This window comes from Paracidovorax cattleyae (assembly GCF_900104515.1).
GTDB classification, from domain to species: domain Bacteria; phylum Pseudomonadota; class Gammaproteobacteria; order Burkholderiales; family Burkholderiaceae_C; genus Paracidovorax; species Paracidovorax cattleyae.
The window spans coordinates 1-6,074 of record NZ_FNJL01000069.1 but is presented as its reverse complement, the minus strand read 5'-3'; the positions used below and the strand labels follow the sequence as shown (position 1 = coordinate 6,074).

General features: G+C 62.6%; 7 protein-coding genes. 6 read left to right on the top strand and 1 reads right to left on the bottom strand.

The genetic code is table 11. The features are described 5' to 3' along the window. The coding region (locus BLR05_RS25265; RefSeq protein WP_143016038.1) for a type VI secretion system Vgr family protein at nucleotides 1-833 on the bottom strand (833 nt) is incomplete at its 3' end. Between the two features lie 206 nt (nucleotides 834-1,039). On the opposite strand from BLR05_RS25265, the gene BLR05_RS25260 reads away from it, so the two are divergent. The 6 genes from BLR05_RS25260 to BLR05_RS25235 form a co-directional block, all read left to right on the top strand. Then, nucleotides 1,040-1,957, top strand: coding sequence for a LysR family transcriptional regulator (locus tag BLR05_RS25260; RefSeq protein ID WP_092840518.1), 918 nt, complete (start codon nucleotides 1,040-1,042; stop codon nucleotides 1,955-1,957). A 161-nt stretch (nucleotides 1,958-2,118) separates the two neighbouring features. Beyond that, a complete protein-coding gene (locus BLR05_RS25255; protein ID WP_092840524.1) occupies nucleotides 2,119-3,012 on the top strand; it encodes an NAD(P)-dependent oxidoreductase in 894 nt (297 codons plus the stop codon). Between the two features lie 47 nt (nucleotides 3,013-3,059). Continuing rightward, a complete protein-coding gene (locus BLR05_RS25250) occupies nucleotides 3,060-4,007 on the top strand; it encodes a Bug family tripartite tricarboxylate transporter substrate binding protein (protein WP_092840515.1) in 948 nt (315 codons plus the stop codon). A 15-nt stretch (nucleotides 4,008-4,022) separates the two neighbouring features. Continuing rightward, nucleotides 4,023-4,598 (top strand): amino acid synthesis family protein, encoded by a 576-nt coding sequence (locus BLR05_RS25245; protein WP_092840512.1) that lies wholly within the window; start codon nucleotides 4,023-4,025, stop codon nucleotides 4,596-4,598. A gap of 128 nt (nucleotides 4,599-4,726) precedes the next feature. Continuing rightward, nucleotides 4,727-5,668, top strand: coding sequence for a hypothetical protein (locus BLR05_RS25240; protein ID WP_092840509.1), 942 nt, complete (start codon nucleotides 4,727-4,729; stop codon nucleotides 5,666-5,668). 209 nt (nucleotides 5,669-5,877) lie between these two features. Next, nucleotides 5,878-6,074: EexN family lipoprotein (locus BLR05_RS25235; RefSeq protein WP_092840521.1), on the top strand; the 197-nt coding region annotated here is incomplete at its 3' end.

Here is a 6,074-nt window from a genome sequence, read left to right as displayed (position 1 = left end):
AGGCCCTCCTGCAGGCGCACGCGGGCGTACTGCTCGCCGTCGCCGTGCTGCACGTAGCCGCCCGGCCATTCGTAGATCTCGTACGCATCGTGCGCGTGCCCAGGCGGCTGCTGGCGCATGTTGGAGAGGTCCGACCTCGGCTTGGTGAAGTCGTAGTCGTCGTTGTAGTACCTGCCGGGCTTGATCTCCTCGCCCAGCGTCCAGGCGTGGATGTTCTCGCGGTCCGCCACGGCCGACTTCTCGGGCGGGTAGAACGGGATCACGGCCGCGCCCGGCAGGGGCTCGTGGCCGGCCACGATGTCGTCGGCGATCACCAGGGTGTGCTGGCCGCTCGCGTGCTGGAAGTAGTAGTACGCCCCTTCATGCTCCAGCAGCCGCGAGACGAAGTCGAAGTCGCTCTCGCCGTACTGCACGCAGTAGTCCCAGGCCCGGTAGGCGCGCGTGAGCTTGAGTTGCAGCGGGTAGCCGTAGCGGCCCAGCACCTCCTGCACGATCTGCGGGACGGTCTTGAACTGGAAGATGCGGAAGTCCTGCCGCCGCGTGGCCACCCAGAGCCAGGGTTGCAGGCGCAGGTGGTAGGAGTACAGCCGATGGTCCTGGCCCTGCATGCCGAAGCGCGTGACCAGGCCGTCCAGGTAGCGTTTGCCGCCGCCTTCGGTCTCGATCTCGACGGTTGCGGACTTGCCCAAAAGCGCTTTGGGGTCGATGTCGCGCTCCTCGGAGAGTAGATCGATCTCGAAGGAATAAAGCGACGAAAGTGCTTCCTCGCCCCGCAATTGTCGAAACTGCAGGGCCTCTCCCAGGGCCGTTTTAATGGTGACGCGGCGAGTCATTTTTTGAGGCATCGACAGAACGCCATGCCACCTTGTGCCAAAACGGGCGCGATCTTAGTCCGCTCATGGCCGAGTGGGACATCCCACATCAGGTTTGTTTTGTTTCAGATCGTTAAATGTCATGTTTCGGATGAAATTTGACGTGATGTCGGTGAAGCATGTAGCCCCGTTGTTGAGTGTTGCACTCAATATAGGGAGAGCTACACATGCGGTTTCGCTTACGGCAGATGGAATTGTTTCGGGCGGTCATGCTGACCGGATCGGTGAAGGCGGCGGCAAAGCTTTTGTCCATGTCCCAGCCAGCCGTGAGCCGAGGGATCGCTCACACGGAACAATCCCTTGGCTACCCATTGTTCGACCGCATTGGAGGTCGGCTATGCCCCACCGACGAGGCGAAAGCCCTGATTGCAGATGTGGAGTCGTGCTATCTGCACGCCATGCAGGTCAACGACCTTGCGATGAACCTTCGCAACGGATCAGCTGGCGCTTTGAACATCTGCGTCAGCCACTGCCTCTCTCGCGGCGTGGCCGCGCGCGCGGTTGCGCGCTTCCTACACAGGCACCCGAAGGTACATGTGCAGCTTCGTGCTTGCACCCTTGCGGACATGCCGCGCATGCTCCTGAGCAACCAAGCGGACTTGGCGATCGCAGTCGTTCCATTGGAGCACGTGAACCTGGAAGCCGAGGTCGTGACAACCGGCCGAATGGTCTGCGTCATGCCGGATGACCACGCTCTCGCCGGCAAGCAGCAGATCAGCCTCAGAGATCTATCGGATGTGGCCGTCATCGCACCTCATCCCAGCATCGCGTTCGGACAGCTGATAGGAGCAGCACTAGACCGGGCCGGCGTGTCGTTGAATGTACGCGTCGATATTTGGCACATGGATGTCGCGTGCGCGCTCGTCGCGTCAGGCGTCGGCGTAGCGTTGCTGGATGAGTTCACGGTGCAAGGACTTCCGTACAACCACCTCCGCGCCGTTCCCCTCAAAGAAGAAATCCAACTCACGCCGGCGGTCCTGCGCTCCTCCCTTGGCGTTGGAAGGCCATACATCGCGCCCTTCATATCCGCTTTGAAGGAACAGGCCGCCCTGGAGCGGGCGGAAGCTGCAATGCAGCGAGGTTAATTGCAACGCGCATTTATGGACACCATAAATAATTGTGAAAATGGATAGGTAACCCTCAATCGGTTAGCTATTGCGCATACCCCACCTCGGATTTATCAATCGTCACATTCCACCTGTCGGCATAGCATCTCGACCGTTCATGGATGTACTGGGAGGGAACCATGCGAATTGGTTTGATCGGGGCCGGGAACATCGGCAGGCACTTCGTCAGGCGCTGGATCGAGGCCGCCCATGCCGTGGTTGTGCTCGACATCAATCCACTGGCCATGTCTGTTGCGCAGGAATATGGTGCCGTCGCGGCAAGCGGATTGAACGAACTGCTTGCCGACGTGGACATGGTGTGCCTGAGCCTGCCAACACCCGACAGCGTACTGTCCGTACTGAGGGCTCTCGCCGAGCCTCCTCAGAGCCGCTGGCCAACCGTGTTGGTGGATCTCTCCACCACCGGACCAGAAGCCACGCGCGAAGCAAAGGCATTGATGGACCGCGTAGGCCCTCGATTTCTCAGCGCACCCGTGAGCGGCGGCCTAGCCGCCGCAGCACGGGGTGAGTTGACCATCATGGCGGCCGGCTCCCTGGAGGCGTATGGAAGTGCCTTGCTGGCCCTGGAAGCGATAGGAAGCCACGTCTTCTACCTCGGCACCGACATCGCCAGCGGGCAGACCCTGAAGGTGCTCAACAACCTTCTCTACGCAACTGTGATGCTTGCCAGCTGTGAAGTGATGGTCTGCGGTGTCGCTGCAGGAATTGAGCCGCACATGGTCCTGGACGTCATCAACCGATCGAGCGGCAGATCATTCGCCACGCAGGAACGATTTACCAGTGGATTGCTGGACCGAAGTTTTCCGGTGCGCTTCACAGGTGAGCTTCTTCGCAAGGACGTCCATCTCGGGCTGGGGGTCGCTGAGGCGCTGGGTGTGCCCATGCATGTATGCCGCACCGCACTGCGCCTGCTGGACCTGGCGATCGCAGATGGTCTTGGGCAGGCCGACAACACCGCGGCCATTCAATCCATCGAGAGGATGGCGGGCGTCACCTTCAGCAGCGCTTCTTGAGCCCGCCAAGTGAACACACGAAAGAACAACCAACAGAGGAGGAAACTATGAAGAAACACATCATCGCGGTCATTATTGCCGCGACGCCCCTGGTCGCCGCAGCATTTCCAGACAGGCCCATCCGGCTGGTGGTCCCGATGTCGGCTGGGAGCATCACGGATGTGGTCGCGCGCACGCTGGCCGATGCGATGGCTGCGCGCCTGAAGCAACCGATCATCGTGGACAACCAAGCCGGCGGCGGCAACGTAGTGGGGACGATGGCCGCAGTTCGGGCCGCCCCTGACGGCTACACCTTACTGATGGTTGGCGTGACCAACGGCGCAAGCAACCTGGCGGTGATGAAGGCACTGCCTTACGACCCACGAAAAGACTTCACCCCCGTCTCGCTGGTTGCAGAAGCACCGTTCGTGCTGGTCTCAAGCAAATCCGTACCCGCAAAAACGCTGCAGGATTTCACCGCGTACGGGAAGGCCCATCCAGACAAGCTCTCCTATGGATACGGTTCTGGTAGCAGCCAGCTTTCCGCTGCGCGGCTGGTCGCGCAGGCAGGCATCAGCGCAACCGCAGTGGGCTACAAAGGCATACCGCAGGCCATGACGGATTTGATCGGCGGAAGCATCGACTTTTGCGTCGCCGATCTCGTCAACGGCATGCAGGCGGCGCGCTCCGGGCGCGTGAATGCACTTGGCGTCACCTCCGCTCGACGCACCCCTCTGGCCCCCGATGTCCCGACGCTTGCCGAGCAAGGCCTCAAGGGCTACGACCTGACGGTGTGGTTTGGCGTAGCGGCTCCCGCCCATACACCTGCGCCCATGGTGGCCAAGCTCAATGCGACGTTGCGGGAGGTTCTTGCAGATCCCGTGGTGAAACAGCGTTTCGATACTGCGGGCCTTACAGCATCGCCGTCCACCCCCGAGGCGTTTGGTCAGCTGATCCACGACGACATCACGAAGTGGGGCGTGATTGCTCGCGATGCCGGCATTGCCCCCCAGTGAGCGAAGGACAAAGTCATGCTGCAGATACGCAAGAAGTGCCTGAACATCGAGCGCACCTACCATGAGGGCGGCCCCGCGCGGGATGAGCCGATCACGATGGGCTCGATCGCAGCCGTAGTTCGGAATCCCTTTGCCGGACGCTACGTGGAAGACCTCTCCGGGATGGTGGCCGCAGCGCACGAGTTGGCGCGATCCCTCGTGCCGGAGCTTCTCTCCTCACTCGGCGGCGCGGATCGAATCGAGTCCTATGGCAAGGGGGCCATCGTCGGCACGAATGGGGAGTTGGAACATGGCGCCGTATGGCACGAAGCAGGGGGCTGGTCGATGCGCGAAGTGCTGCCGCGCGCCAAGGCTATCGTGCCCTCGGCGAAGGCCGTGGCCTGCGCCGGCACGCGGCTGCATATCCCCGTCCACCACATTGAAGCCAGCTACGTACGCAGTCACTTTGCGGCCATGGAGGTGGGCGTGGCCGACGGACCAAGGCCCGACGAGCTTCTTTTCGCCCTGGTGATGTCCACAGGCGGCCGGGTGCATGAGCGGCTGGGCGGCTTGCGCGCCGACCGCATCACTGTGGGCGACGGCCAGCGCTGAGCGCGCGCCAGGCCCCCCAGTCTGGCATTCCGCTTTCATTACGTGCATGCCCGTTTGGGCAGGGGCGAACTCGCGTCCCGATAGGCCGGGTGCCCGCATGCGTGGCGCCCGGGAGGAGAGACACGACCATGCATTCCCATTCCAACGTACATGACGCGCTGGCTGCGGCCTTGGTGCCACTTGCCAAGCCCGGCAGCTTCAAGGACCCGGTGGTGCGCGGACATGTACTGCACGTGGCCCAAGCGCTGGCGGCAGTGCGCTGCGCATTGGAGACCAGCGCGCATGCGGTCGCCATCGCACGCCTACGGGCCCTGAGCGTCACCGCGGCCCAACTGGCCAGGGTTGCGGACCGGTTGCCCCGCGGTCCGCTCCACGGCTTGATGACAAACAAGGTCCGTGCCTCGGCAAATTGGGCCAGCGGCATGCTGGAGTACGGCTGGTACGGCCTGGCGCCCACATCTCAGGTGGCTTGGGGGTTGGGCTTTGACCCCAGGGACTTCGGCACAGCGGCGGAAAATCCGTCTTTGCACTGGATCGCATGCGGCACCGTGCCGCTGTACCTGACGCAGTCCTGGCAGGTGTTGGGCGGCGTGATCGATGCCGCCTTGCTGCGCGGGTTGGGCGATTTGGCGCGCAGCGTTTGCGACCAGCCGGATGTGCGCTGCACCATCTTCAGCGGCAGCAGCTATCGGGATACCGCCCACCAGTTGGAGTGCATGAAGAATGCGTTGCTTTCCATGGACCTGCGGATGCAGGAATGCGCCTGGATGCTGGCGCAGCTCTCCAAACGGCTGGACCCACTGGCTGGGCGTGTGCTGTCCGCGCTGGATGCACGGTACAGCGGTGCGACAGGGCTGCCGGTGGAGTACATCTACTCGGAGTTCGATCAGGTCCAGCAGCACAACCTGAAGTCGTGGTGTGCGGCGCAGCTTCGGCTGCTTCATGTGCGGCTGCTGGATGAGGACGGTGGGCTATTGGCCCAGGGGGGCGATGCGGTGGTGGACGCAAGGCGTCTGCTCTTGGGCGGGATGGCAGGTCTTCCGACACGCGACGAGGCGTGCACGACATAACCGCCAAAGCATTGCCACGGCTATCAAGTTGATGTCTGTCTCAAACTGAAACCCGCCATTTCCAGCACGCCCGGACGGCCGTGTACCGCGTGATGGCAGGACGTTAGGATGTGCGCGCTTCGTTCGCCCATACGCGGGCATGCGAAGCGTTGTACCAACAGGAAGTCTCTGGCGCTACGGCGCCAGCACCAATTCGTGGAGGACACTTGATGCACAAGACACCCGTTGCAATCCCCTTGCTTGCGATGCTGCTGGCCGGCTGCAGCCCGTCGCAACCCGCCGAGACGGTCGATTCGCTGGTGGCCAATCCTGAGCGCCTGAAGGAACTGCGCCGGCAGTGCCGCGAGGAGCGGGAGAAGGTCTCGGACGCGCTGTGCGAGAAGGCGGCACAGGCCTTCAATCGCCG

Bases quoted from the DNA above. Each gene is read 5' to 3' on its own strand.
- BLR05_RS25245 (WP_092840512.1), top strand. From the start codon at position 4,023: ATGCTGCAGATACGCAAGAAGTGCCTGAACATCGAGCGCACCTACCAT.
- BLR05_RS25240 (WP_092840509.1), top strand. From the start codon at position 4,727: ATGCATTCCCATTCCAACGTACATGACGCGCTGGCTGCGGCCTTGGTG.
- BLR05_RS25250 (WP_092840515.1), top strand. From the start codon at position 3,060: ATGAAGAAACACATCATCGCGGTCATTATTGCCGCGACGCCCCTGGTC.
- BLR05_RS25260 (WP_092840518.1), top strand. From the start codon at position 1,040: ATGCGGTTTCGCTTACGGCAGATGGAATTGTTTCGGGCGGTCATGCTG.
- BLR05_RS25255 (WP_092840524.1), top strand. From the start codon at position 2,119: ATGCGAATTGGTTTGATCGGGGCCGGGAACATCGGCAGGCACTTCGTC.